Below are 25233 nucleotides of genomic sequence, written 5' to 3' on the forward strand. Positions count from 1 at the left end.
ACTTGCATCTTGATAAGTCGCAACCTATACTCGGCGGGTAGCAATAGCTTTAGGTGTTTTGCGTGCAGTCGTGCGTAAAATTAAACGGGAAGTCGGTGCGTGCCCAGGCATTAATCCGACGCTGCCCCCGCAACGGTAAGCGAGTAAAAAGTTTGCAGTACGCCACTGTGCCAACGCATGGGAAGGCGCGAACTTCGAAGTCTGTCAGCAGATTTCACCTCGTGAGCCCGGATACCGGCCTAAAGTGTTATGCAGTTTGTGTCGCGGCGGGCGATTCAGATGGATTGCCTTGCCTTCCTGTGCACCCCGTCTTGTATTTCCTCGTCTTTTGCTGTCGCGCTTTCTGCATTCTTGCTGCACCTTTATGCCTTCCTGGTCACACTCCGTTCTGGTGCGGAGGCCGTGTGCCAGTCATATCGTTGTAAGTTATAAAAAAGGAAGATCGCTATGGCAATATCCTCAACTGGTCTTATTGATCACATTGTTACGGCAGCCCCTGCCGCCACCTGGAAAGATCGCGTTATTCCAGCATTGCTGAGTGCAATAGTCGGTCTATTGCTGGTTTACGCGATGGGGTTTTCTCACAACATGACATTGCATAATGCGGCGCATGACGGTCGTCATTCGGCTGGATTCCCATGTCATTGAGCGGGACTAACACTGGTGATTTTTTAGCAATAAAGCCGGGGGTTAAGCGCTTTATATCGTCAGTTCTGCTGGCTGGATTATTCGCCGGATTGGTACTCACCGCGGTGCAAAAAATACAAGTAACGCCGATTATTGCTCAGGCGGAAGTTTACGAGGAAGCGGCTGCACATGCGGCTGCAATCAAACCAGCGTCAGCGATAGCAAGCCTGCCTCCAGCGTCATCGGTGTCAACGTTGCCACCTTCCGCGACAGAGCATCATCACGAGGCGCAGGAATGGGAGCCGACCAACGGCATCGAGCGCACGCTTTATACCGTGATGGCAAACGTGACGATGGCGGTCGGTTTTGCACTCTTATTGGGTGCAGCGATTTTGCTACGTGGTGGCATTAGCGGTTGGCAAGAGGGATTGTTGTGGGGACTTGCCGGATATGTCGTCGTATTTGTTGCCCCTTCACTTGGCCTTGCCCCCGAAGTGCCGGGGACGCAAGCTGCGCCATTACTTGACCGGCAATTGTGGTGGACTGCTACAGCGACGCTGACAGCCATTTCTTTGGCTCTCCTCGTTTTTGGGCGTCATTGGTCGTTGAAATTGCTCGCTGTAATGTTGATTTTGACGCCGCATTTATTGGGTGCGCCAGAGCCGCAGATACACGGCGGTGCAGCGCCAGCTGAGTTAGCGAGGGCGTTTATTGTCGCAACAGCGATTGCAAACGGCCTATTTTGGCTTGCTTTGGGAGGCGCTTTCGGCTTTTTGAAGCGTCAATTTGGCGACCCCAAAGGCTAAATTTATCGCAAAAAAAGTAGCAGTCGAGCAAGTGTATTACGTAATATTACGTTTTATTTTTGACCGTGATGCAATTAAATGGAACTAGCTGATTGTGGATATGTTTGATGGATCAATTGCTGTTTTTATGTGCAATTTTTGATTCCTCTCATTCTTAACAATCATCATAGTCCTTCTATGAAATAACTGCACTAGCTGTTGTATGTTCCAAAGAAAAGCTTATGAGAACCCATTCCCGACACATTTTTATGTGTACCGGCCCACGTTGTACTGAAGATGGTGTGCGTGCTGAAGCCATGTTCGGCATTCTTGGCGCTGCCATTGATGCACGGCCGGAGTTGCGCGTTAAGCGCACGCGCACCCACTGTATGGTTGCCTGCAAAAATCAAGGCCCGTTGGCGTTGGTCTATCCGGAAGGAATATGGTATCGCTGCGAAGATGCGACCGCTATTGAGCGCATCGTCACCGAGCATCTTGAAAACGGTCATGAAGTGACTGATCTGGTGTTTCATCGACTTGGTAGCGGCGACGTCGTAACAGAGAAAGAAACCGATGTCTGACGCGCCACCTTATTCTCCTGGTTCTGCCATCGCGTTGCTAACGCACACCGCCAATGATTTAACGGTATTGCTCAGCGCTAAAAGCCAATTGCCGCAGGATTTTCCGCTCGTGACCGGGATCAACCTGCAAACGCTAGATAAAGAATCTCACATCGCTGATCTGTTGTCGGGTGATCTGGCTGGCACGCGGATTATTATTTTGCGTGTGTTGGGACGATTGGGAGGCGTGCCGGGTTTTAACGAACTACTACGCCATGCACGTGACAATGGTTGTTATCTGATTGCCATCAGTGGCACGGGTGAGCCCGATCCTGAACTCGCCGCCGTCTCGACCGTCTCTTCAGCCGTGGCAGAGCAAGCGTTGTCTTATTTTCATGCCGGTGGCAGTGTCAACCTCGCGCAGTTGTTGCGCTACCTTTCGGATCATCTGATGTTGACCGGGTTCGGCTATCTACCAGCGCAACCTTTGCCGGACCATGGCATCTATCACCCCGATCTGGCGGAGGGCGCGACGACAGCCGATTGGATGGCTGTGCACTCGGCGCAGGATAAATGTGACCGGCCGGGTGTTGGCATCGTGTTTTATCGCGCCCATTGGATGAGTGGCAACACGCGCTTTATCGACGCGATGATCGCGGCACTGGAACAACGCGGCATGAACGTTTTGCCGGTGTTTACATCCTCGTTGCGCAGCGGCGCCGATGGTGAATCCAACTTGCCGACCGCGTTGCGGTATTTCACGGCAGACGGAAAAAGTGGTAAACGGGAAAAAAAATCAGCGCTAATCGATGTCTTGATCAACACCACCGCGTTTGCCATGGGCGAGATTACCCCGGGCGGACCGACTCCCGCCGGATGGTCGGTATCGGTGCTGGAACAACTTAACGTTCCCGTGTTGCAAGCGATCACCAGCGGCATGACGCAAGATCAGTGGCAACAATCTGCGCGGGGTATGAACCCGCTGGATGCGGCGATGAACGTGGTTTTGCCAGAGTTTGATGGCCGTATCATTACCGTCCCCATTTCTTTCAAGACCAAAGCTGCCAGCGCCGCTGGTCAGATGATGGAATATGCACCGATGCCGGATCGCATCGCCAGAGTGGCGGGACTGGCACAGCGATTTGCGCGCCTGAAACATACGCCAAACGCGAATAAGCGCGTGGCATTTATTTTTACCAATGCCAATAGCAAAGCCGCCCAAATCGGCAACGCGGTCGGCCTTGATGCGCCCGCCTCGTTGATGGCAATTCTGCGGGCTATGCAAGCGCGAGGTTACCAAACGGGGGAGTTGCCGGAGAACGGCACCGCCTTGATTCATGACCTAATTGATCGCTGCGCGTACGACAATACCTATCTCACCGAACAGCAGTTACGCAACGCGGTTGGACGCGTTCCAGCCGCACAATATGCGCAGTGGCTGGCCGATTTGCCGCCAGAAATGCAAGCGCGCATGGTCGCCCAATGGGGCGCAGCACCCGGTGCGGCCTATGTGCACGACGATCACGTAGTGTTGGCAGGAATCGCGTTAGGCAATACCTTTGTCGCATTGCAGCCGCCGCGTGGCTACGGGATGGACCCGGACGCGATCTATCATCAGCCGGACTTACCGCCGACGCATCACTATTACGCGTTGTATCGCTGGCTGCGTGACACATGGCGCGCCGATGCGATCGTCCATGTCGGCAAGCACGGCACGCTGGAATGGTTGCCCGGCAAAGGTGTTGGCTTGTCGGAAAATTGCTTTCCCGATGCGCTGCTCGCGGATATGCCCTTGTTTTACCCGTTCATTATCAACGACCCGGGCGAGGGCGCACAGGCCAAACGGCGCGCGCACGCGGTCGTTGTCGATCACCTGACACCACCGATGACCACCGCCGACACATACGGCGCATTGGCCCAGTTGACGCAATTGGTGGATGAGTATTATCAGGTCGAAGTACTGGACCCCAGCAAGTTGCCGCTGTTGCAGCAACAAATTTGGGAACTGGTCAAACAGACCAATCTCGATTCTGATTTACAGGCAAGATTGCTGCACCACGATCATGACCACGACCACGACCACGACCATGACCACGGTCATGGAAACGGCGCACACGATCACCATGATCATGAAGCAGAGCATGATCATCCCCATGCTCACGACGACAAACTACCCGCCGCGCTCAGTACGTTGGACGGTGCGGGGGTTGCGCATCTAATCGAAGATCTGGACGGTTATCTGTGCGAACTTGGCGCGGCCCAAATTCGCGACGGATTGCATATTCTCGGCGAGCGTCCAGCCGATAATCAGTTAGTAGACATGCTGGTTTCGCTGGTACGACTGCCGAATCAGGATGTGCCGGGCTTGCAGGAAGAAATCGCCAAACTCTTTGGCTTGAGTATGGATATGTTGCTCGACAACAAAGGTCGTCGTCTAAACGCCGATCCCGCGCTGGCACGTTTGGCGCAGTGCGCGATTGTGACCCGCGCCGATGCCTTAGATGCGATTGATGTGTTATGTCGCCAACTGTTCGTCGCACTGCAAGAAAAAGCCTTCTCCACAGACGCCATCGAACCGGTTTTGACCGCGTTATTCGGCGGCGTCGCGGGCGCGGAAGCTGCCACTCAGCCGTTAATGCAACCGACCCTCGTTGTCACTGCGGCACGTCCTTTCAGCATGTTATCTCAGGCAAAAAAGTTTCAGATCAAAAGCAGCGTTGCGCGACCAGCTAACAAGATTGCGCCCGCATCGCTCATCTCATCCCAAACGACTGAGCGCTTTGTAGGATTGCGTCGGGTCATCACCTTCGCCTGTACCAATTTAGTCCCCAATCTGGCCCGTGCGACAGACGAAATCGATAATCTGCTCAATGGTCTCGATGGTGGCTATATTCCGGCCGGTCCGAGTGGATCGCCGACGCGAGGCATGGCGCACATACTGCCGACCGGGCGCAATTTCTATTCCGTCGATCCTCGCAGCGTACCTTCGCAATCGGCCTGGCGCGTGGGTCAGCAACTGGCGAATGAGGTCCTAAGCAGACATCTGCGCGAAACCGGCGCCTATCCCGAAAGTGTCGCCATCAGCATCTGGGGAACCAGCGCGATGCGTACCCATGGCGATGACGTAGCGCAGATTTTGGCGCTGCTTGGCGTGCGTCCGCTGTGGCGTCCGGAAAACCGTCAACTCACTGGCGTCGAGGTGATTCCGCTAGATCAACTCAAGCGCCCCCGTATCGATGTGACGACGCGTATCAGCGGTTTCTTTCGGGATGCGTTTCCGCAGTTGATTACACTCATTGATGACGCGGTGAACGCCGTGTTGATATTGGATGAGCCACTGACGCACAATTTTATCCGCAAACATTATCTGAACGAACTCGACGGCTGGCTCGGCAAGGGCATGCAAGAGACCGAAGCCAAACGGCGCGCTACGTATCGGATTTTCGGTGCCAAACCGGGCAGTTACGGTGCGGGAATTCTGCCGCTTATTCAGGAAAAAAACTGGCAGGCCGATACCGACTTTGCCGAAGCTTACGTCAATTGGGGTGGTTACGCGTATGGGCGTGAGGCGCAAGGGATCGATGAGCGCGACGCCTTCAGTGTGCGTTTATCCGGTGTACAGGTTGCATTGCATAATCAGGATAATCGTGAACACGATATTTTTGACAGTGATGATTACTTACAATTTCACGGCGGCATGATTGCGACCATTCGCGCCCTTACCGGCACGCAGCCCAAGCATTATTTTGGCGATAGTCACGATCCGGCCAGAGCGCAAGTGCGGGACCTGAAAGAAGAAACGCTGCGCGTATTCCGCTCACGGGTAGTGAACCCAAAATGGCTTGCCAGCATACAGCGGCATGGCTATAAAGGTGGTCTGGAACTGACCGCAACCGTTGATTATTTGTTTGGTTACGATGCCACCGCGCAGGTCATGGACGACTGGATGTACGAAGAGGTTGCCAGCACTTACGGCTTCGATCCAACCATGCAACAGTTTTTACAGGAGGCCAATCCATGGGCGCAAAATGCCATCGCCGAACGCCTGTTGGAAGCGGCCAGCCGAGGCATGTGGGCAGCGCCAAAACCGGAAACACTGGACGCATTACGGGAGCTGTATCTGCGCAGCGAAACGCTACTGGAAGCGCGGGGCGAAACCCCGCGTGCTGGCTGATGCCAAAATGAAGTCACATCGAGCTGGGATGTAAGCGTTCATGTGAGCGCGCATTTGAGTGCGTTAGTCCATGTAGAAAGGTCCAGCAACGTTGCTGGATTCGGATAAATAAGTATAGAGCTATGACAATATTGAATTTTCCTTTTTCCGCCATTGTCGACCAACCGCAGTTGAAGACCGCGTTGCTGCTGTGCGCGATCGACCCGACCCTTGGCGGTGTGTTGATTCGCGGCGACAAAGGCACCGCAAAAAGTACCGCCGCACGTGCCTTGCCAGCGATTCTGCCGCGCATTGAGCGGACCGTGGGATGTGCCTTTAACTGCCGCCCCGATGAGCCGTCAAGTTTATGCGATGCGTGTATCGATTCGGCTCGGACAGTTACGTCGGCGAGCGTACCGTTTGTGACCTTGCCGCTGGGTGCAACCGAAGATCGTGTCCTCGGCACGCTGGACTTGCAACGCGCATTGAAGGGCGACGCACGTACTTTTCAACCGGGTTTGCTGGCCGCCGCACATCGTGGAATTCTCTATATTGACGAGGTCAACTTGCTGGCCGATCATCTGGTCGATGTGTTGCTTGATGTGGCAGCGATGGGCGTCAATTCGGTACAACGGGAAGGTCTTTCGGTCAAGCATCCGGCGCGTCTGACGTTGATTGGCACGATGAATCTGGAGGAGGGAGACTTGCGACCGCAATTGCTGGATCGTTTTGGTCTCATGGTTGAGGTGTTCGCGCCGCGCGACAAAACACTTCGGTCAGAAGTAGTACGGCGTCGTATCCGGTATGAAGCCGATCCGACCGCCTTTTCTACACTCTGGTCGGTACAGCAAACAGCTTTGCTAGCCCAACTCACCGCTGCCCAAAAATTGCTGCCAACGGTCGAAATGAGCGATGCATTACTGGATCTGATCAGCCATCTTTGCTGCGAGTTTGAGGTTGCCAGTTTGCGTGCAGACATTGTTATGCACAAGGCGGCACGTGCATTGGCTGCGCTGGAAGGGCGCACAAGTGTCACGCCCGAGGATATCCGTCAGGCCGCGCAACTGGTATTGCCGCATCGTCGTCGTCGCAAGCCTTTTGAGCAGCCGGGTTTGGATCAAAATAAGCTTGATGAGTTGATGCAACAGACCACGGCACCTGATTTGCCATCGCCATCATCCAACGATGCATCAGAACATAATCCGGATCAGCAGGATGACACGGGAGACGACACGGGAAAATCGAACGACGCCGAACAGCATCAGGTATTTTCCATCGCCGCAGCCGCCAACGCCCGCCAACTCTCGATCTCCGGTATCAATGCCCACGGTGCAGCAGTCGTTGCCGGTCGCCGTAGCGACATTCAAGATGCTTCGCAAGGACGTATGGTGCGCAGTATTCCTGATCCGCATCCGCGTAGTCTGGCGATTGCCGCAACGTTGCGCTCTGCCGCGCTAAGAGATCCGCAAGACTTTCAAGTGACGAATCAAGATTTGCATGCGCAGGTCCGGGTAGGGAAAACGGCGAATCTTATTTTATTTGTTGTCGATGCTTCCGGCTCCATGGCAGCGCAACGTCGCATGGAAGCTGTGAAGGGCGCGGTGTTAAGTTTATTGACAGACGCTTATCAGCGCCGTGATGAAGTCGCCGTTATCACTTTTGGCGGCCAGTCCGCGCAATTGTTACTGGCACCGACGCGTGGGATTGATCTTGCTGAAAAGAGTTTGCGTGAACTTCCCACCGGTGGCCGCACGCCTTTACCGCATGCTTTGCAGTTGGCTTGCGAACTATTGCAACGACGCGCACAACAAAGCACAGCGGCAACCCCATTGCTGGTAATTCTCAGTGATGGCAAAGCCAACGTTGCGCTAACCACCGGCGGCGATCCATGGCGCGAGACCCTCGAATTGGCCGCACAACTGTTTGATAATGGCATTGCAGCGCTGGTGCTGGATACGGAAGATGGCTATTTGCGTCTGGGCCGAGCGGCGCAATTGGCCGAAGCGTTAGGTGCTGAATGCCTGACGTTGGAGCAACTCACTGCCGATAATCTGGCGTTGACGATTAGGGCGCGCATGCAATAAAAAGAGCGTGAAAAATCGTCACCGTCATCGTCATCCTCTTGATGACTGTTTATTTTATTTATGCTGTTTTGTATTGAAAGTTTTTTATGATCATCTGTATCGGCGCCGGTCCCGGCGACATTGGCTATCTCACACAGCGTGGCGCAGAATTGATTCGTGCTGCGGATGTCGTGGCGGGGTTTGATGCGGTCGTTAATGTTATCCAGAGCATCATTCCAGCGACTGCCGAAGTGGTCCTCATGAATTATCGTGATCAGGTCGCGCAACTGGATCTGGTGGCCAAAGCGCATCACGAAGGCAAACGCTGCGTCGTGGTGTTTATGGGCGATATTCACTTTAGCGGTTTTCAGTATCTGGAACGGGTTGAGCGTGCTTGCGGTCATTCTGTGGAGACTTTGCCAGGTATTTCATCGGCACAAATACTGGCTTCGCGTGCGAAGGTTTGTTTTGACGAAACCACGTTCATTACCTTCCATCGACGTGGCGATTTGACGCCGTTCAAGCGTCATCTGGTGCACGTGCTTCAGGATGCGCGCAATGCGATTGTTATTCCGTGTCCATGGGATGCCGCCCGTTCGTTTATGCCGCCGCATATTGCGACTTATTTGCTGGAGCAAGGTATTGATCCACAACATCCAACCGAAGTCTGGGAAAATCTGACACGCGCCGAGGCCGAGTGGCATGGCACGTTGGCAGAATGCGCACACAAGACGTTCAGCGACATGAGTATTATGTTGATACGGACGTTGGCACCGATGGATAGCCAGATCGAAGCGGCACCGGAGGCCAAATGAACCTTGCGCCTCCAGCATCCTCAGTCAGCGGCTTTGGCATCGTCATCGCCGGTCACGGTAGTCGCGATCCCGACGCCGTGCGCGAATTCGAGGCCTTGGTCACGTTGGTTCGCGCACGTGCGCCGCAGCATGCGGTGTCACATGGTTATCTGGAGTTTTCCAGCCCGACTATCGGTGATGCACTTGTTGCGGCAGTCAGTGCCAATGTGGCCGCAGGATCGACGCAGATAGCGGTCGTACCAGCCGTGTTACTGGCTGCGCGCCATGCCAAGAACGACATGCCCGCCGAAGTGCTGGCGATGGCGCGCGATTATCCGGCCATTGATTTTCACTTCGGTGCGCCGTTGAATTTACATCCGCAATTGTTGCAGCTGGCGCAAGAGCGCATCATCGCTGCCGAGGCCACATCCACCCAGACCATCCGTCGATCTGATACGTGTCTGGTGTTGGTGGGGCGCGGCACGACTGATCCTGATGCTAATAGTGAAGTTTCCAAACTGGCGCGGATGCTGGAAGAAGGCATGGGTTTCGGTAGCGCTATGGTGTGCTACTCAGGGACCGCCAAGCCACTTGTTGCGGATGGCCTCCGCGCTGCCGCACAGTTGGGATTCGCACGGCTTGTAGTGCTGCCTTTCTTCTTGTTTGATGGTGTATTGGTGAAGCGTATTTACGCCGCCGTGGACGATCTGCAACACCGCGAGTCGAATGTGGATATCGTGAAAGCCGGGTATTTCGGTGCACATCAACACGTCGCCGATGTCATTATCGAACGGGCGCGTGAGGCGGTCGCAGGCCGCGCCGATATGAACTGTAGCTTGTGCAAATATCGGGTGCAAATTGTTGGCTTTGAAGAGCAAGTCGGCGAACCACAGCGCGCCCACCATTTGCTGGTGCGCGGGTTGCTCGAAAAAGAGCTGCAAACTATGGCGGAGCCGACGACAGCGGTAGCAATGCCGTATGTGCCGCATCCAATTGAAGCCGAAAGTTTTCGCATCATCGCGGCAGGGCGTGACTGGTCGGCGTTTCCTGCTGCGCATCTCACGGTGCTACAACGTCTGGTGCATACCAGCGGCGATTTTAATGCGGTCGATAATATTTTTGTGTCGGCGGGTGCGGTTGAAACCGGGATTCGTGCTTTATTGCGCTGCAAGCAAATTGTCACGGATGTGACCATGGTGCAGACCGGATTGAAACGCGCTTTGCTGGAACAGCTCGGTATCGAAACCTGGTGCGGCGTCCATGATCGGGAGACCCATTTACTATCCGCTGCGCAAGGCATCACGCGCTCGGCGGCAGGTATGCGGCGTGCGTTTGAAAAGTTTGGTAATGACATCGTGTTAGCGATTGGTGATGCGCCTACCGCGATCATGGAAGTGACGCGGTTAATTCGTGATCACGGTTGGCGACCACAATTGGTGATTGGTTTACCGGTCGGCTTTGTGGGAACCCGCGAGAGTAAAGAGGATTTGCGCCGCTGTTTGCAAGTGCCACGCATTACGAATAGCGGCACGCGCGGGGGATCGCCGTGGGCCGCAAGCGTGGTCAATGGTCTGATGATCGACGCGCAGAATCAGCTTGCCGGGTATGTACCCGTCTGACGCATCTGCACCGGATGCCGAACGCGCCGAGTTCGATCTCGGCGTGTTGGCACCAAATGGTCTGAAGCGTGGACGCACAACCGGTAGTTGTGCAACGGCGGCAGTCACGGCGGCTTTGCGGTTGATGTTACACGGCGAAAAAGTACAGGAAGTTGACGTTTTTTTGCCAGACGGTAAGCATTTTTTGATCGTGCCGATTATGAAAGTTTGCTGGGTTGATGATGACGCGCAAGAAACCGTTCGGGCTGAAGTATTAAAAGATGGTGGCGACGATCCTGATAGCACGCATGGGGCGACAATCTTCGCCGAAGTGCGACGTAATGCGATTGGTGAAGTGCGGTTTTTTGCGGGTGAAGGTGTTGGTACTGCAACACAACCGGGTTTGCGCGTCGCAGTCGGTGAACCGGCGATCAATCCTGTGCCGCGCGCGATGATGCGGCAAGCAGTGGCGATGCAATTGCAAGGTTTGGCGAACATCGTCGTAGCGGATGCAGGCTTCGATCTTACCATCGGCTGCATGAACGGCGCAGAGATTGCGCGCAAGACTTTCAATCCCCGATTGGGGATTATCGGTGGCATCTCAATTTTGGGAACCTCGGGCATTGTAGAGCCGATGTCGATGGCGTCCTGGATCGCCTCCATCGAAGTATATGTACGCGTGGCGCTGGCTGGCGACGCAGACAGCGTGGCGTTTTTGCCCGGCAAGATCGGGCGTGAGTTTGCTAAAGACGTATTGGGTTTGCCGGAAAAACGTGCGGTACAGATCGCCAATTTTCTAGGCGACTCACTGGATTTTACGCAAACTGCGCTGGAAGAAGAAGGTCGCCGATTGTCGGTGTTATGGCTAGCTGGACATCCGGGCAAGCTGGCAAAGGTGTTGGATGGTGTCTGGGATACCCATTCCAGTAAAAGCAATATGGCCATGGGCGTAGTGGCACGCGTGGCGGCAGAGCGCGGTTATCCGGCTGCTTTGGTGGAGGAGCTGGCGAACGCCAACACAGTGGAAGCGGCAATGGAACGGTTAAAGGGCGCAGCGACTGCGCATGATGCGCAAGCGTTGTGGATGGATATGGAACGACGGATTGCTGTCTGCGCACAAAGTCGCGTGCCAGCGGTAGATCGGGTCGAAGTGCGCTTGTTTGATTTACACGGCAATGCTTTAGGGCAGCGCGATGCGTGAATGTGGATTGCAGGAGTCAAGTTTGACCGAATTAAAGGTGACTAAAATTAGTAAAGAAAATAACCTCGGCACTTTCTGGGGCGTTGGTGTCGGGCCGGGACCATCAGGATATCTGCCATTGGCAGCGCTGGAAGTTCTACAAAAAGCGGATTTGATTTACGCGCCACGTGCACGAAGTGCGGATACTTCGGTGGCGTTGCAATGTCTGGCTGGGATCGAACTAGGGCTTGAACCTGGATCGCCGCGTTTGCGCGAGATTGAATTTAATATGGACCCGGATCGTAATGTGCTGAGCGAGCATTATGCGCAACTGGCAGACGCTATTGCCATGGAGCTTCGGGCCGGTCGCAATGTGGCGTATTTGACCATTGGCGACACCATGACTTATTCGACTTATGGTTATGTATTGGCTGCATTGCTGACACGATTGCCGCATTTGCCGCATCGCACCTTTCCGGGGATTACCAGTTATGCCGCTGCCGCTGCCGCACTGGGCTGGCCGCTTGGAGAAGGTAAGGAGCGCACGTTGATCTTGCCATGCCCGGAAGATGCCGCGGCTTTGCGTCAGGAGATCGACACGCATGATGTCGTGGTGTTGATGAAAGTCGGCGCACGTCTACCGTGGGTGTTGGCCTTATTGCGTGACATGGGTATCGCTGAACATTGCGCCTTTGCGCGGCGGATTGGCCTTTCGGGCGAATTGATCGCAGCAGACGTGACCACGCTATCGGCGACCGAAGCGATGGGATATCTGGCGACGCTGCTGATTCGCAAAACACCGAGAGAAACTAGATAGTATGGAGAAGAGATAGTATGAAAGTTTACTTCATTGGTGCTGGTCCGGGCGCACCTGATTTGATTACCTTACGCGGTGCCAATTTGTTGGGTAAAGTTGGCATGGTGATGTACGCGGGATCGCTGGTTCCGACCGCGATGTTGCAGCATTGTCGCGCCGATGCGGAACTGTTAGACACGGCGACGCTTGATTTGGAACAGCAGCAAGCCTGTTATCAGCGTGCGCTTGAAAACAATTGCGACGTTGCGCGATTACATTCCGGTGATCCAGCGATTTATGGTGCCACTGCGGAACAGATGCGGCGGCTGGAGGCATTAGGAATCGATTACGAGATCGTGCCCGGTGTGTCCTCGTTCACTGCTGCGGCGGCGATGGTGCAATCAGAGCTCACCAAACCGGAAGTGTCGCAAACAGTGATTTTGACGCGGGTATCGGGACGTGCCTCGGCGGTGCCGGAGGCCGAAGCTATTGCCAAGCTGGCAGAGCATCGCGCCACTATGTGTATTTTCTTGTCGGGTCCGCATCTGAAGAAAATTGTGACCGATTTGCGTTTGCACTATCCCGCTGATACGCCAGTGAAACTGGTCTATCGGGCGACCTGGCCGGAACAGAAAATTTACGAAGGGACGCTCGCGACCGTGCTGGCAGAAACCAAACGCGGCAGCTGGAACCTGACCACGATGATGTTGGTGGGCGCAGCGTTGGGTCACGGCGAGCAGGTTGAATCAAGCTTGTATTCAAAGGAGTTTACGCATCTGTTCCGCGTGGTAAAGAAGGGAAAAAGAAAGCCAACAAGAAAGTAGATCAGCAAGTGGACGAGGACGTCGGACAGCAGGTGTCCGTTGAGTAAATCTGCCGACAGTTCTCTGGGCATCTGGTTAGTTCGTGCAGAGGCGGAACCGTTGGCTGCGGTGTTGCAATCGCATTTGGGTGGTGTGTGCTATCGACCTTGGCTGACATCCGTGGATACACTCGCCGAAATACCTGCCACCACTCAAAATAGTAATCAGAAGAAACTATTTGAGACGCACTATCGTCAACATTATCAATGGATTTTCATGGGCGCAACGGGTATCGCCGTGCGTTTTTTAGACGGATTGCCACAAGATAAACTGAGTGATCCAGCAATGGTGGTTGTGGATGAGGCCGGCCGATTTGCGATATCGCTGTTGGCTGGGCATGAAGGCGGTGCCAATCAACTTGCCTATCGCGTCGCTGCGGCGATTGGCGCGACGCCTGTGATCACCACCGCGACCGAGGCGATCAAGCCGCTCGTTGTTGGCGTTGGTTGTCGCAAAGATGTCTCGGCTGAGCAGATAGCCGCGGCTGTGTTGCTGGCATTGGGTCCGCGCAGTTTGGCGGAAGTAAGAGAAATTGCGACGGTTGATCTGAAAGCGAACGAACCTGGTTTGCTCGCATTTTGTCATCAGCATGCTTTGCCATTACGCATTTTTTCGCATGCAACGGTGGCGTCCCGCGCATGGGTTTCTCAAACATCGGCATGGGTACAACAGAATGTTGGGTTAGATGGCGTGTGCGAACCATGTGCCTTGATTGCTGCGCCGCGTGGTGCATTGATCGTACCGAAGACGGCGCTCAATGGCGTGGCGGTAGCGGTAGTGGAAGATCAGTTAATAAAAACCTACACATCGTAATGTAGCAAAGATGCAATAAAAAGAAGTTGAATCCGAAGGAGTAAAGAGAAATGACGGGTGTCTTGAATTTGGTATCGGTTGGACCTGGCTTTGCCGATCTGATCATTCCGCGTGCCGAAACGGCTTTGCGTGAAAGTAGCGTGATCGTTGCCTATGAGTTGTATCTGCGCTGGATTGCGCCGTGGATTGTCGGCAAAGAAATCCATACGCCGCCGCTGACGCAGGAGCGTGAACGCGCATTGCTAGCCATCGAAAAGGCGCGTGCTGGCGCGACCGTGGCGCTGATTTCCAGCGGCGATATCGGCATTTACGCGATGGCCGCACTGGCCTATGACGAAATCCGCGAAGACGATACTTTTACCGTCAACGTGATTCCCGGCGTCACCTCAGCCAACGCGTGTGCATCGTTGTTGGGTTCTCCGCTATCGCATGATTTTGCGACGCTGAGTTTGTCGGATTTGTTATGTCCTTGGGATTGGATCGAGCAACGCGCAAGCCACATCGCGCAGGCCGATCTGGCCTGTGTATTGTATAACGTGCAGAGCGCAGGACGGCAGGAAGGCGTTTATCGGATTCTCAATTTGATGCTGGAATTCAAAGCGCCGACAACGCTATGCGGCGTGGTCAAGAATGCTTATCGGCCCGGGCAAGAAGTCGCCATTTATTCGCTGCAAGAGTTGCTGACGCTTAAGTTTGACATGCTGACCACGATTGTGATCGGCAATCGATTTACGCAGCGCAAGCGCGGACAGATTTTTACGCCGCGTGGCTACAATGACTGGCGTGCGCCGGAAACAGAAGATGCGCGCAAGAGCGATAATAATACGGGCGTGGATAGCGGCGTCACTTTCCCCAAGGAGGCGACGTGGGTGTTTTCCGGCACTAGTGACGGTAACGCGTTGGCTAGTTTGCTGGCGGCTGACGGTAAGCCGGTAGTGGTTTCTGCCGCGACGGAATATGGCGGCGAGGTAGCGTTGCAAGATTGCCCGGGACTAATCGTCTGGGCGGGACGACAAGGGGTTGAGGCGCGTCGGCAAGCGCTGGTTAACAGTCGCGCCCGGGTCTTGGTAGACGCGACGCATCCCTATGCCAATCTGATTTCCGAACAGTTGATGCGCCTGTCGCAAGAATTGGGTATTCCTTACCTGCGCTATGAACGGCCGGGCGGGTTGACGGATGCGTTAGCAACGGCTGTCGCCAGACCGGAAAAAGCCATAGTGTGCGCAACGATGGAAGAAGCTGCGGAACGTGCTATGGCAATTGGCAAGCGGATTTTTTTGGCGACCGGTTCGAAGGATTTGGGTAGTTTTTTGCAAGCGCCTGACGCACAGAACACACAATGGTTCGCTCGCGTTACGCCTGAACCTGAAAATATTCAACGCGCCATTGATCTTGGTATGCCACGCAGTCATATCTGCGCGATGCAAGGCCCATTTTCGCAAGACTTCAATCAGGCATTGTGGCGTGACTGGCGCATTGATTGTGTGGTCACCAAAGACTCGGGCGAAGCGGGTGGGTATCAAGCTAAGGTGGATGCCGCCGCCGCGCTGGGGATTCCGTTGCTGGTAGTTCAGCGGCCAATTATGTCTTATCCTTTTACGGCGACAACTTTTGATGCAGTGCAAGTGCAGCTTCAGCAGTGGGATGCGGTATTTTCAACGCCATGATGAATGCAGATAACCATAGTCATTGCATGAGGACGCCATAATGCAGCCACCGATTCCTGTCACCATCGTTACGGGCTTTCTCGGCTCGGGAAAAACCACGTTGTTGAGTGGACTGGTGAAGCGACGTAATCGACGCCGCTTGGCGTTGCTGATCAATGAATTCGGTGAGATGGCGGTAGACGGTGTCTTGATGCGCGAAGTTGTTGATGGTAGCGATGGCGGTGATGATCACATCCGTATCCATGACTTTGCGCATGGTCTGATCGCGTATGGCAATGATGCGCAATTTATCCCTGCCATGCTGCAGATTGCCGAGCGCCGTGCCAACGTCGATCATGTGCTGATTGAGACGTCGGGTCTGGCATTGCCGACGGCTGTGATGGAATTGTTGCAAGGGCCGGAACTGGTCGCGACCTTTGTGCTGGATGCGACATTAGCGGTCGTCGACACCCCGTTATTATTGGACGATGCGTTTGAGTATGGCGCGGATGAGGCGGCAACGAGATTAAAAAGCGCATCAGCCAATGACTCGATTGCGACGCTCTTTGACCAGCAACTGGCCTATGCCGATGTGGTGGTGTTGAACAAAATAGATGGACTCGATGAGGGCGCTTTGCTGCTTGCAGAAAGCCGTGTGCGTGCACGTGCACCGAATGTACGTTTTCTGGAGTTAGCTTTTAACGCGCAACTCGATATTCGCCTTGCGTTAGGGTTGCGTTTGCATCAGGCCAAAGAACTGGCGCACAGCCATACTTATTCCCCGATCAGTCGTATGCCGGAGTCGGATGCGACGGTGTTGCCACACCAAAATCGGCTGAACGGCCATGTGCATTCTGGCATGGCGGCACACAGCCACGGCCTTGCCACGCATAAACACTTTCATGAGCAGGATCCGGGCTGGATGTCGTTTACCCTTCGCAGCACGGGCGAGCAATCGGCCGATCAGCTAAAAACGGCTGTAATCGCGGTATCACGCGCAACGCCCATCCTGCGAAGCAAGGGCTTTATTCGTAACAAGAGTTCTACGTCTACCTTGCTATTGCAGGGTGTGCGTACACGCGTCACCGTGACTGAAATGGCGCGTGCTGAAATAAATACAGCATCGACTCAGCAGTCTGAGCTGGTCTTTATTGGTTATCACTTGCGTCGCGCGCAGGTGGCGGCGTTATTGTCCGACTTGACCGGTACTGTCTGGAAATAATGGCGTTAGCAGACGCAAAATAGAAGTTACAGAATACGGAGAAAATACAATGAAAACCGACGAAGCATCCCATAAGCGTATGACCCAGCGGCATAAGGAAGGCTTTGAAAAAAAGAAGGCCGCCGCACAAAAAGAAAAAGGCCTGTTGATCGTCAACACTGGCACGGGCAAGGGAAAGTCCACTGCTGCTTTTGGCATGGGGATGCGTATCCTCGGTCATGGCATGAAGTTGGGCGTGGTGCAGTTTATTAAAGGCGCGCTGGAAAGTGCCGAGCGCACTATTCTGGGCGGACACGAAAATTGTGATTTCCATGTCGTCGGCCATGGCTACACGTGGGATACGCAAGATCGTGACGCCGACATGAAAACCGCAGCGGTTGGCTGGGCCGAAGCGGTGCGGATGATACAAGATCCATCGTACGATATGGTGATTCTGGATGAGCTGAATATTGTGTTGCGATATCAGTATCTGGAATTAACCGAAGTACTCGCCGTATTCGCCGCCCGACGCGAGATGTTACATATCGTCGTCACCGGTCGGCATGCCTCGGATGCGCTGATTGAGGCCGCCGATCTGGTGACGGAATTCCGTCCGGTAAAGCATCCCTATCAAACGCAGGGAATCAAGGCGCAAAAAGGCGTTGAGTTTTAACTATGTCTGATTCTGTGATTCGCTTCCCCGATGCGCCGCAACATCAAGTGCCGCACCATCGGGTGCCGGCCCTCTTTATCAGCGCGCCCGCTTCGCATCACGGCAAAACAACCGTGACCGCTGCGTTGGCGAGGTATCACACATTGCGTGGATTGCGGGTACGTGTGTTTAAGACTGGTCCGGATTTTCTCGATCCCATGTTGCTGGCGCTGGCGGCTGGCGGTGGTCATCCGGCGTATCAGCTTGATCTGTGGATGGCTGGGGAAGAAGCTTGCAGAAAGATGGTCTGGGATGCAGCGCAGGATGCTGACCTGATCTTGATTGAGGGTGTGATGGGGCTGTTCGATGGTCAGCCTAGTAGCGCAGATTTAGCCGTTCTGCTGGGCGTTCCCATACTGGCGGTGATTGATGCTACCGGCATGGCGCAGACCTTCGGTGCGGTGGCGTATGGTTTGGCACATTTTCGCAAGGATGTGCCGTTTGCTGGCGTGCTGGCTAATGCTGTTGCCAGTGCGCGGCACGCAGAGATGTTGCAAGAAGGGTTGCGTCCGGATTTGAACATCCCGTATTTTGGCGCTTTGTTACGCGGAAAAGATTTCGCGTTGCCAGAGCGCCATCTGGGCTTGGTGCAAGCGGCAGAAGTGGTTGATCTGTATGCGCGGCTTGATCGGGCGGCGGAGGGGATCGGCAATACCAAATTGGCAGACTTGCCGCCGGCAGTTACATTTGAGCGATCCCAGGTCGATGATCTTTTACCGACTTTGACCACACCATTGTGTGGCGTACGAATAGGTATCGCGCAGGATGCTGCATTTTCTTTTCTCTATCCTGCCAATCTGGATTGCTTGCGCGAGATGGGCGCAACGTTACATTTTTTCTCACCACTATCCGATCACAGTCTGCCCGATGTTGATAGTCTGTATTTTCCCGGTGGTTACCCAGAGCTTCATCTGCAATCGCTGCAAGACAACCCATCCATGAAGGCGGCCTTGAGAGAACATCACGCCAACGACAAACCGATTTTCGCCGAATGCGGTGGCATGTTATATCTTCTCGAATCGTTGACCGATAAAGCAGGTAAGCGGGCCAACATGGTCGGTTTGCTGCGCGGTCACGCTATTATGCAAGGGCGCTTGCAAGGGCTTGGTTATCAGTCTGCGGCAATGCCGGGCGGTGTTTTGCGTGCACACACTTTTCATCATTCGGTGATCGAGACGGAGATGATCCCGATTGCGCGTGGTGAACGACTGCATAATACCTCTGCGGGAGAAAAGATATTTCAGCAAGGTCATCTCGTTGCCAGTTATTTACATTGTTATTTTCCGTCCAACCCTGTTGCGGCCGCGCAGCTATTTTTGCCATAAACAACGATGAACCGATTTGATGATGCCGAGATAGCGGCGGTCTACAAGGCAATTGCAGAGCGCCGCGATATGCGCCACTTTCTGCCCGATCCGATTGATGCGGCCTTATTGGAGCGTGTGTTACAGGCTGCGCATATGGCGCCCAGTGTCGGTTTTATGCAACCGTGGCGCTTTATCCGCATCACTGACGCGGCTTTGCGGCTAAAGATGCACGCCTTGGTGGATCAGGAACGCATCCATACCGCTCACGCTTTGGGTGAACGGGAAGATGCTTTTATGCGCCTCAAAGTTGAGGGAATACGCGACTGCGGCGAATTGCTGGTGGTGGCGTTAATGGATCGTCGGGACGCGCATATCTTTGGCCGCCGCACATTGCCTGAAATGGATCTGTGTTCGGTCTCGTGTGCGATCCAAAATATGTGGCTGGCGGCAAGGGCGGAAGGAATTGGGATGGGTTGGGTATCGTTATTTGATCCTGAGGCATTGCGCCAACTATTGCATATTCCTGCTGACGCCAAACCGCTGGCGATATTGTGTCTTGGTCATGTCGAGGCTTTTTATCCACGTCCGATGCTTGAACTGGAAGGTTGGGCCAAGCGTCAGCGGCTACATGACCTAGTGTCGGAAAATGCGTGGGTTGAGGCGCATCCCGTGGTGACAGATCAACCATTGGAGGGAAAACACGATGCATGACAAATCGGGCCGTTCCAAGGTCGTCCGAACGTTGGTGTTAGGTGGTGCACGCTCCGGCAAAAGTACCTACGCCGAGCGGCTGGCCCAAGCAACGCAGCGTGAGGTGATTTATATTGCGACCGCTGCCGTCGAGGATAGTCATACCGATAGTGAAATGCAGGCGCGGATCGCACTGCATAAAGCCCAGCGTCCGGCGCAGTGGCACACGGTGGAACAGCCGCTGATGCTAGGCGCGGCGATTACCGAATGGAGTACGCCCGAGCGCGTTGTATTAATCGATTGTCTGACAGTGTGGTGTGCCAATTTATTGTTTTCCGAGGAAAAAAACTATCCTGATATTGGCAAAGTCATTCCACCCGAATTGTTCCATCAAGAGCGCGCCGCATTTTTACAGGCACTTGCCGATGCTAAAGGTGACGTGATTTTGGTTTCTAACGAAGTCGGAATGGGCATCGTGCCGCAGGGTGCGATATCACGCTGGTTTGTCGACGAGGCCGGTCGCCTCAATCAAGCCGTTGCTGCTGATTGTGAACGGGCGGTATTCATCGCCGCCGGTTTGCCGCTCATGTTAAAAGACACGGCATGTTGAGCGGTCTATCATTGACTACGCTGGCAGTGTTGGCGATCGCTGGCGTTGCGCTGGACATGTTATTGGGCGAGACGCGGCGCTGGCATCCGCTGGTCGGCTTTGGACGGATTGCCACGCTGTTGGAACGCAAGCTGAATGCTTGTTCGCCTCACCATCCAGGTCAACATCCCGCCGCTGTCTGGTGTATTTTGCGTGGTGTGTTCGGCTGGACATTGGCGGTGTTGCCAATCATTCTGCTAACGATATGGGCATTGTCTATCCTGCCCGCTATGGTAGCGCTCATCGTTCACGCTGTCCTTCTTTATCTCTGTATTGGCTTGCGCAGTCTCCGGGATCATACGGTGCCGATTGCGCAAGCACTGAGCGCCGATGATCTGGTAACTGCGCGTCATCTGACGTCGCGGATTGTCAGTCGCGATACCGGTCAGGCGCAGCCTGTCGATCTATCCAAAGCGGCGGTAGAGTCGTTGCTGGAGAACGGTAATGATGCGGTTTTTGGTACGCTTTTCTGGTTTGTGGTTGCTGGCGGCCCCGGTGCCGTGTTGTTCCGGTTGGTGAACACACTGGACGCAATGTGGGGCTATCGTAACGCGCGATATAACTGGTTCGGCCGCTTTGCCGCACGGGTTGATGATCTCTTTAACTGGGTCCCGGCCAGACTTACCGCTTTGTCGTATGCGGCGCTGGGCAAAACGCGTCTGGCATTCACATGCTGGCGGACGCAAGCGCCCGACTGGCCGAGTCCTAACGCTGGCCCTGTCATGTCGGCTGGTGCGGGTGCGCTGAGGCTGGCGCTTGGCGGCGCTGCGTCTTACGATGGGGTGATGGAAAGCCGACCGCCACTGGGCGCTGGCGTGGAACCCTGCGCGGAAGATATTCGCAGAGCATGGAAATTAGTATTGCGAACGACGATTTTGTGGCTGGTTCTGCTATCCATTGTGGCTGTTATTTTAATGTTGAGAACTGATCATGCGGTGTAAATATGCTTGAGCACGGGGGAGATATTCACGCGGCGATTGCCCACTTCGGACGCCCTCGGAGTGAGTGGCTGGACCTTTCCACAGGTATCAATCCGCATCACTATCCTGTACCGATGTTGGCATTGGATGCCTGGCATCGCTTGCCTGAAGCGGATTCCGGTCTGGCAATGGCGGCGGCGCACTATTATGGCGCCCCGGCGATGCTGCCGGTAGCCGGTACGCAAGCGGCGATCCAGGCGTTGCCATGTTTGCGCTCAACATCGCGGGTGGTGGTCGCAGCGCCGGCTTATGCGGAACACGCCCATTGCTGGGCGCGGGCAGGCCATACAGTGCGCGAGGTTGTTTACGCAGAATTGGAAACGGTGGTCGCCGATTGCGATGTCATGGTCGTGTGTAATCCAAATAATCCGACTGGCGCAACGGTTGCCCCGCAGATATTGCTGGAGTGGGCCGCGCAGCTTGCGGCACGCGGTGGCTGGCTGATCGTGGATGAGGCGTTTGCTGATACGACGTCAGCACTCAGTGTGGCGGCATGGTCTGATCAACCGGGGTTGATCGTACTGCGTTCAGTGGGGAAATTTTTTGGGCTGGCCGGATTGCGATTAGGTTTTGTAGCGGCAGAAAAAACGCTGCTGTCGACTTTGGCGGATCAGTTGGGACCGTGGTCAGTTAGTGGGCCAGCGCAGACGATTGGTGTTGCAGCGCTGTCCGACGCGCAATGGCAGCAGCACACGCGAGATCAATTGCGCAGTTATGGGCAACGTCTGCATGTGTTATTGGCGGCAAATAACATCGAAAGCAGCGGCAGCGCTTTGTATCAATGGTGGCCCGAACCGGCGGCACAAGCTTTCCATCAACATATGGCGATGCGGGGAATATGGGTGCGGCTATTTACGCGTGGCGCTGGTGGAATCCGGCTTGGTTTGCCATCGGATGAAGCTGGATGGGAACGTTTGCAACAGGCATTGGTAGAGTGGAAAACCGACGAGAAGTCGCATCAAGTATGAATATAAAATGTGATAATAAAATGATCTTTCCCTATAAAACGCTGATGATTCAGGGAACAACCTCGGACGCTGGCAAGACCACTTTAGTAGCGGCTTTGTGCCGCTTACTGGCGCGTCGCGGGATAAAGGTAGTGCCTTTTAAACCGCAAAATATGGCGCTCAATAGCGCAGTCACCGTGGGTGGTGGAGAAATCGGACGCGGTCAGGCCTTGCAGGCGTTGGCGGCGGGACTGCCACCGCATACCGACATGAATCCGATTCTGTTAAAGCCATCCAGTGACATCGGCGCGCAGGTGATTGTGCATGGGCATGTGCGGGCCGACATGAACGCACGCGACTACCATCAATACAAAACCACGGCGATGACAGCGGTGCTGGAGTCGTATCACCGTCTGGCAGCGCAATATGAGGCGATCATCGTGGAAGGCGCAGGAAGTCCCGCTGAGATCAATTTGCGGGCGCGGGATATCGCCAATATGGGCTTTGCCGAGGCGGTCGATTGTCCGGTCGTGCTGATTGCGGATATTGATCGTGGCGGCGTTTTTGCCCATATTGTAGGGACGCTGGATTGTCTGTCCGATAGCGAGCGTGCGCGTGTGGTGGGCTTTGTGATTAATCGTTTTCGGGGTGATATAAGTCTGTTGCAAGGCGGTTTGGATTGGCTTGAGGCGCGCACAGGAAAGCCAGTGCTGGCGGTGTTGCCGTATCTGCATGGCCTGACCCTGGACGCCGAAGATGCGATCCAATCGGAACAAAACGGGAAAGGCGCATTTCGCGTGATTGTGCCCTTGTTGCCACGCATCAGTAATCACACTGATTTTGACGCCCTACGTGCGCATCCTCAAGTTGATTTACGGTTCATTGCAGCGGGTCAGCCGCTTCCTCCCGCTGATCTGATTATTTTGCCGGGCAGCAAAAATACGCGTGGTGATCTGGCATGGCTGAGGGAGAATGGATGGCCAGAGGCATTGCAGAGACATTTGCGCTACGGCGGCAAAGTGATCGGTATTTGCGGTGGCTTTCAGATGATGGGCAAAAGTGTGATGGATCGGCATGGCGTGGAAGGCACTGCTGGCGTGACGGACGGGCTCGGATTGCTGGAGATGGAGACCGAAATGACGCTCAACAAGCAATTGACGCAGGTTGCGGGCCGCTGTGCGTTTGCAGATGCCAAGGTAAGTGGATATGAAATACACATGGGTATTTCACATGGCGCAGCACTTTCCAGGCCTGCGTTTTTTATTGATGATTCAAATGAAGTCTCTGGACGGAGTGCGGCAGAAGGCGCTCGATCAGCCGATGACCAGATTCTTGGTACTTATTTACATGGGGTTTTCGACACGCCCGAGGCTTTGCGCGCTGTATTGGCTTGGGCTGGTTTGGGGGACGCAGTGCCGCTCGACCTAATGGCGCTGCGAGAGGCAAGTATCGATCGTATCGCTGACGCAACACTCCCACTATTAAGGGCTTTGGAAAAATTGCGTTGATCTCCGCCAACTTGGGTTATCGTGCCGGTTCTATAGTGCAAATCCAGTTGTAGCGCGCATGTACCAGCTCTTTTGCTAAGAAAATTAAGCCACACCATCCACTATCAAACAAAGTAACTATGTTCACGATTTTCAAAACGGTACTCAGCAAGGTTGACCGACGCCTCCGCATAAAACTTTTTGGTATCTATGGATTCTTGCTGGTCTTCAATATTGTGGCATGGGGTTGGGCAATCATTGCCTTCCAGGGTCGCCCGGTTTTGCTTGGCAGCGCATTTCTTGCTTACAGTTTTGGCTTGCGTCACGCAGTCGATGCCGACCATATCGCTGCTATCGATAACGTCACACGAAAATTAATGCAGGAAGGGAAGCGTCCTGTTGCAGTTGGATTCTTTTTTTCATTGGGACACTCGACAGTCGTGTTGCTGGCGTCGATAGCCATCGCAGCGACGGCGTCGGCGCTCACAGGAGAAATGGAAGAATTCAAAGTAATCGGTAGCATCATCGGTACGTTGATATCGGCTTTTTTTCTGATCATTATCGGTATCATCAATCTGATGGTATTTCGGTCAATTTATAAAGTGTTTAAGCATCTCCGTAACGGTGGCGAATATGTTGAAGAAGACATTAACCATCTACTTAATAACAGGGGTTTTCTGGCCAAAATTTTTCGGCCGATGTTTGCCATGATATCGCGTAGCTGGCATATGTATCCGCTCGGTTTTTTGTTTGGGTTGGGATTTGATACGGCGACAGAAATAGGTTTGTTGGGAATCGCAGCGACTCAGGCTTCGAACGGTATCCCAATCTGGTCGATTTTGATTTTCCCGCTATTATTTGCCGCCGGAATGTCGTTGGTCGACACACTCGACAGCACGCTAATGCTAGGGATTTATGGCTGGGCTTTTGTAAAACCGATTCGAAAACTGTACTACAACATGACAATTACGTTGGTGTCGGTATTTGTTGCGCTGGCAATCGGTGGTATCGAAGTGCTGGGATTGATCAGCGAAAAATTAGTTTTGGAGGGAAAATTCTGGAACTTCATTAATACCTTGACCGGAAATTTTGGCAGTCTGGGATACGCTATTATTGCCTTCTTCATATTTAGCTGGATGGCATCAATCGCCTTCTATCGGTGGCGTGGTTACGATAACCTTGCCCCGGAACAATCTTCACAATAAACCTCATCCGTATCAGGGCGATGCATCAGAACGCCATATAGAATAGCCGGCGATGACGATGATTCTTTGATCGTAATATCGTCGATCTCAGTCATTGACCGGTTTAGTACGACCGTTATTGCTGTAGTTGATTTTTATTGAATGTTGTTGCCGAGGCTTTTTACTTGATTTTATTAC

At 54.1% G+C, this 25233-nt stretch carries 21 protein-coding genes and 1 riboswitch; all 21 genes read left to right on the forward strand.

The genetic code is table 11. The features are described from left to right. Positions 1-34 precede the first annotated feature (34 nt). Positions 35-258, forward strand: a riboswitch (cobalamin riboswitch). Between the two features lie 189 nt (positions 259-447). The 21 genes from RGU75_RS07970 (at position 448) to RGU75_RS08070 (ending at position 25056) form a co-directional block, all read left to right on the forward strand. Further along, complete coding sequence (locus RGU75_RS07970; RefSeq protein WP_322234693.1) at positions 448-648, forward strand: CbtB domain-containing protein; 201 nt, start codon at positions 448-450, stop codon at positions 646-648. Beyond that, positions 639-1433 carry a CbtA family protein gene (locus tag RGU75_RS07975; RefSeq protein WP_322234695.1) on the forward strand — a complete coding sequence of 265 codons (795 nt, stop codon included), beginning with the start codon at positions 639-641 and terminating at the stop codon, positions 1431-1433. The genes RGU75_RS07970 and RGU75_RS07975 overlap by 10 nt, the downstream gene beginning before the upstream one ends. Before the next feature lie 221 nt (positions 1434-1654). Then, positions 1655-1993: a ferredoxin gene (locus RGU75_RS07980; RefSeq protein ID WP_322234697.1), complete on the forward strand. Its 339-nt coding sequence runs from the start codon at positions 1655-1657 to the stop codon at positions 1991-1993. Beyond that, a complete protein-coding gene (locus RGU75_RS07985; protein WP_322234699.1) occupies positions 1986-6146 on the forward strand; it encodes a cobaltochelatase subunit CobN in 4161 nt (1386 codons plus the stop codon). Before RGU75_RS07980 ends, RGU75_RS07985 begins: the two co-directional genes overlap by 8 nt. Positions 6147-6268: 122 nt before the next feature. After that, on the forward strand, positions 6269-8209 hold the full coding sequence (locus RGU75_RS07990; RefSeq protein WP_322234701.1) for a putative cobaltochelatase: 1941 nt from the start codon (positions 6269-6271) through the stop codon (positions 8207-8209). An 86-nt stretch (positions 8210-8295) separates the two neighbouring features. Then, positions 8296-9003: a cobalt-precorrin-7 (C(5))-methyltransferase gene (locus RGU75_RS07995; protein ID WP_322234703.1), complete on the forward strand. Its 708-nt coding sequence runs from the start codon at positions 8296-8298 to the stop codon at positions 9001-9003. Next, complete coding sequence (locus RGU75_RS08000) at positions 9000-10601, forward strand: precorrin-8X methylmutase (RefSeq protein WP_322234705.1); 1602 nt, start codon at positions 9000-9002, stop codon at positions 10599-10601. The genes RGU75_RS07995 and RGU75_RS08000 overlap by 4 nt, the downstream gene beginning before the upstream one ends. Next, positions 10588-11781 carry a cobalt-precorrin-5B (C(1))-methyltransferase CbiD gene (gene cbiD / locus RGU75_RS08005; protein WP_322234707.1) on the forward strand — a complete coding sequence of 398 codons (1194 nt, stop codon included), beginning with the start codon at positions 10588-10590 and terminating at the stop codon, positions 11779-11781. The genes RGU75_RS08000 and cbiD overlap by 14 nt, the downstream gene beginning before the upstream one ends. Before the next feature lie 22 nt (positions 11782-11803). Beyond that, positions 11804-12577, forward strand: coding sequence for a precorrin-2 C(20)-methyltransferase (cobI, locus tag RGU75_RS08010; protein WP_322234709.1), 774 nt, complete (start codon positions 11804-11806; stop codon positions 12575-12577). Between the two features lie 17 nt (positions 12578-12594). Beyond that, positions 12595-13380, forward strand: coding sequence for a precorrin-4 C(11)-methyltransferase (gene cobM, locus RGU75_RS08015; protein WP_322234711.1), 786 nt, complete (start codon positions 12595-12597; stop codon positions 13378-13380). A 39-nt stretch (positions 13381-13419) separates the two neighbouring features. Further along, positions 13420-14232, forward strand: a complete 813-nt coding sequence (locus RGU75_RS08020; RefSeq protein WP_322234713.1) for a cobalamin biosynthesis protein — start codon at positions 13420-13422, stop codon at positions 14230-14232. Positions 14233-14282: 50 nt separating this feature from the next. Further along, on the forward strand, positions 14283-15899 hold the full coding sequence (gene cobJ, locus RGU75_RS08025) for a precorrin-3B C(17)-methyltransferase (protein WP_322234715.1): 1617 nt from the start codon (positions 14283-14285) through the stop codon (positions 15897-15899). 40 nt (positions 15900-15939) lie between these two features. Beyond that, positions 15940-17100: a GTP-binding protein gene (locus tag RGU75_RS08030; RefSeq protein ID WP_322234717.1), complete on the forward strand. Its 1161-nt coding sequence runs from the start codon at positions 15940-15942 to the stop codon at positions 17098-17100. 49 nt (positions 17101-17149) lie between these two features. Next, positions 17150-17752, forward strand: a complete 603-nt coding sequence (gene cobO, locus RGU75_RS08035) for a cob(I)yrinic acid a,c-diamide adenosyltransferase (protein ID WP_322234719.1) — start codon at positions 17150-17152, stop codon at positions 17750-17752. A 2-nt stretch (positions 17753-17754) separates the two neighbouring features. Beyond that, positions 17755-19116: a cobyrinate a,c-diamide synthase gene (locus RGU75_RS08040; RefSeq protein ID WP_322234721.1), complete on the forward strand. Its 1362-nt coding sequence runs from the start codon at positions 17755-17757 to the stop codon at positions 19114-19116. A 6-nt stretch (positions 19117-19122) separates the two neighbouring features. Further along, entirely contained in the window at positions 19123-19809 is a 687-nt protein-coding gene (gene bluB, locus RGU75_RS08045; protein ID WP_322234723.1) for a 5,6-dimethylbenzimidazole synthase, read from the forward strand. Then, complete coding sequence (gene cobU / locus RGU75_RS08050) at positions 19802-20398, forward strand: bifunctional adenosylcobinamide kinase/adenosylcobinamide-phosphate guanylyltransferase (protein WP_322234725.1); 597 nt, start codon at positions 19802-19804, stop codon at positions 20396-20398. The genes bluB and cobU overlap by 8 nt, the downstream gene beginning before the upstream one ends. Further along, complete coding sequence (gene cbiB, locus RGU75_RS08055) at positions 20392-21378, forward strand: adenosylcobinamide-phosphate synthase CbiB (RefSeq protein WP_322234727.1); 987 nt, start codon at positions 20392-20394, stop codon at positions 21376-21378. The genes cobU and cbiB overlap by 7 nt, the downstream gene beginning before the upstream one ends. Positions 21379-21380: 2 nt before the next feature. Further along, the gene (gene cobD / locus RGU75_RS08060; RefSeq protein WP_322234729.1) at positions 21381-22385 is read left to right on the forward strand and encodes a threonine-phosphate decarboxylase CobD; all 1005 of its coding nucleotides are present in this window, start codon (positions 21381-21383) and stop codon (positions 22383-22385) included. A 20-nt stretch (positions 22386-22405) separates the two neighbouring features. After that, positions 22406-23872: a cobyric acid synthase gene (locus tag RGU75_RS08065; RefSeq protein ID WP_322234731.1), complete on the forward strand. Its 1467-nt coding sequence runs from the start codon at positions 22406-22408 to the stop codon at positions 23870-23872. 119 nt (positions 23873-23991) lie between these two features. Next, the gene (locus tag RGU75_RS08070) at positions 23992-25056 is read left to right on the forward strand and encodes a HoxN/HupN/NixA family nickel/cobalt transporter (protein WP_322234733.1); all 1065 of its coding nucleotides are present in this window, start codon (positions 23992-23994) and stop codon (positions 25054-25056) included. The last annotated feature ends 177 nt before the right edge of the window (positions 25057-25233 follow it).

Origin of the sequence: Glaciimonas sp. CA11.2, from assembly GCF_034314045.1 — a bacterium.
GTDB lineage: Bacteria > Pseudomonadota > Gammaproteobacteria > Burkholderiales > Burkholderiaceae_D > Glaciimonas.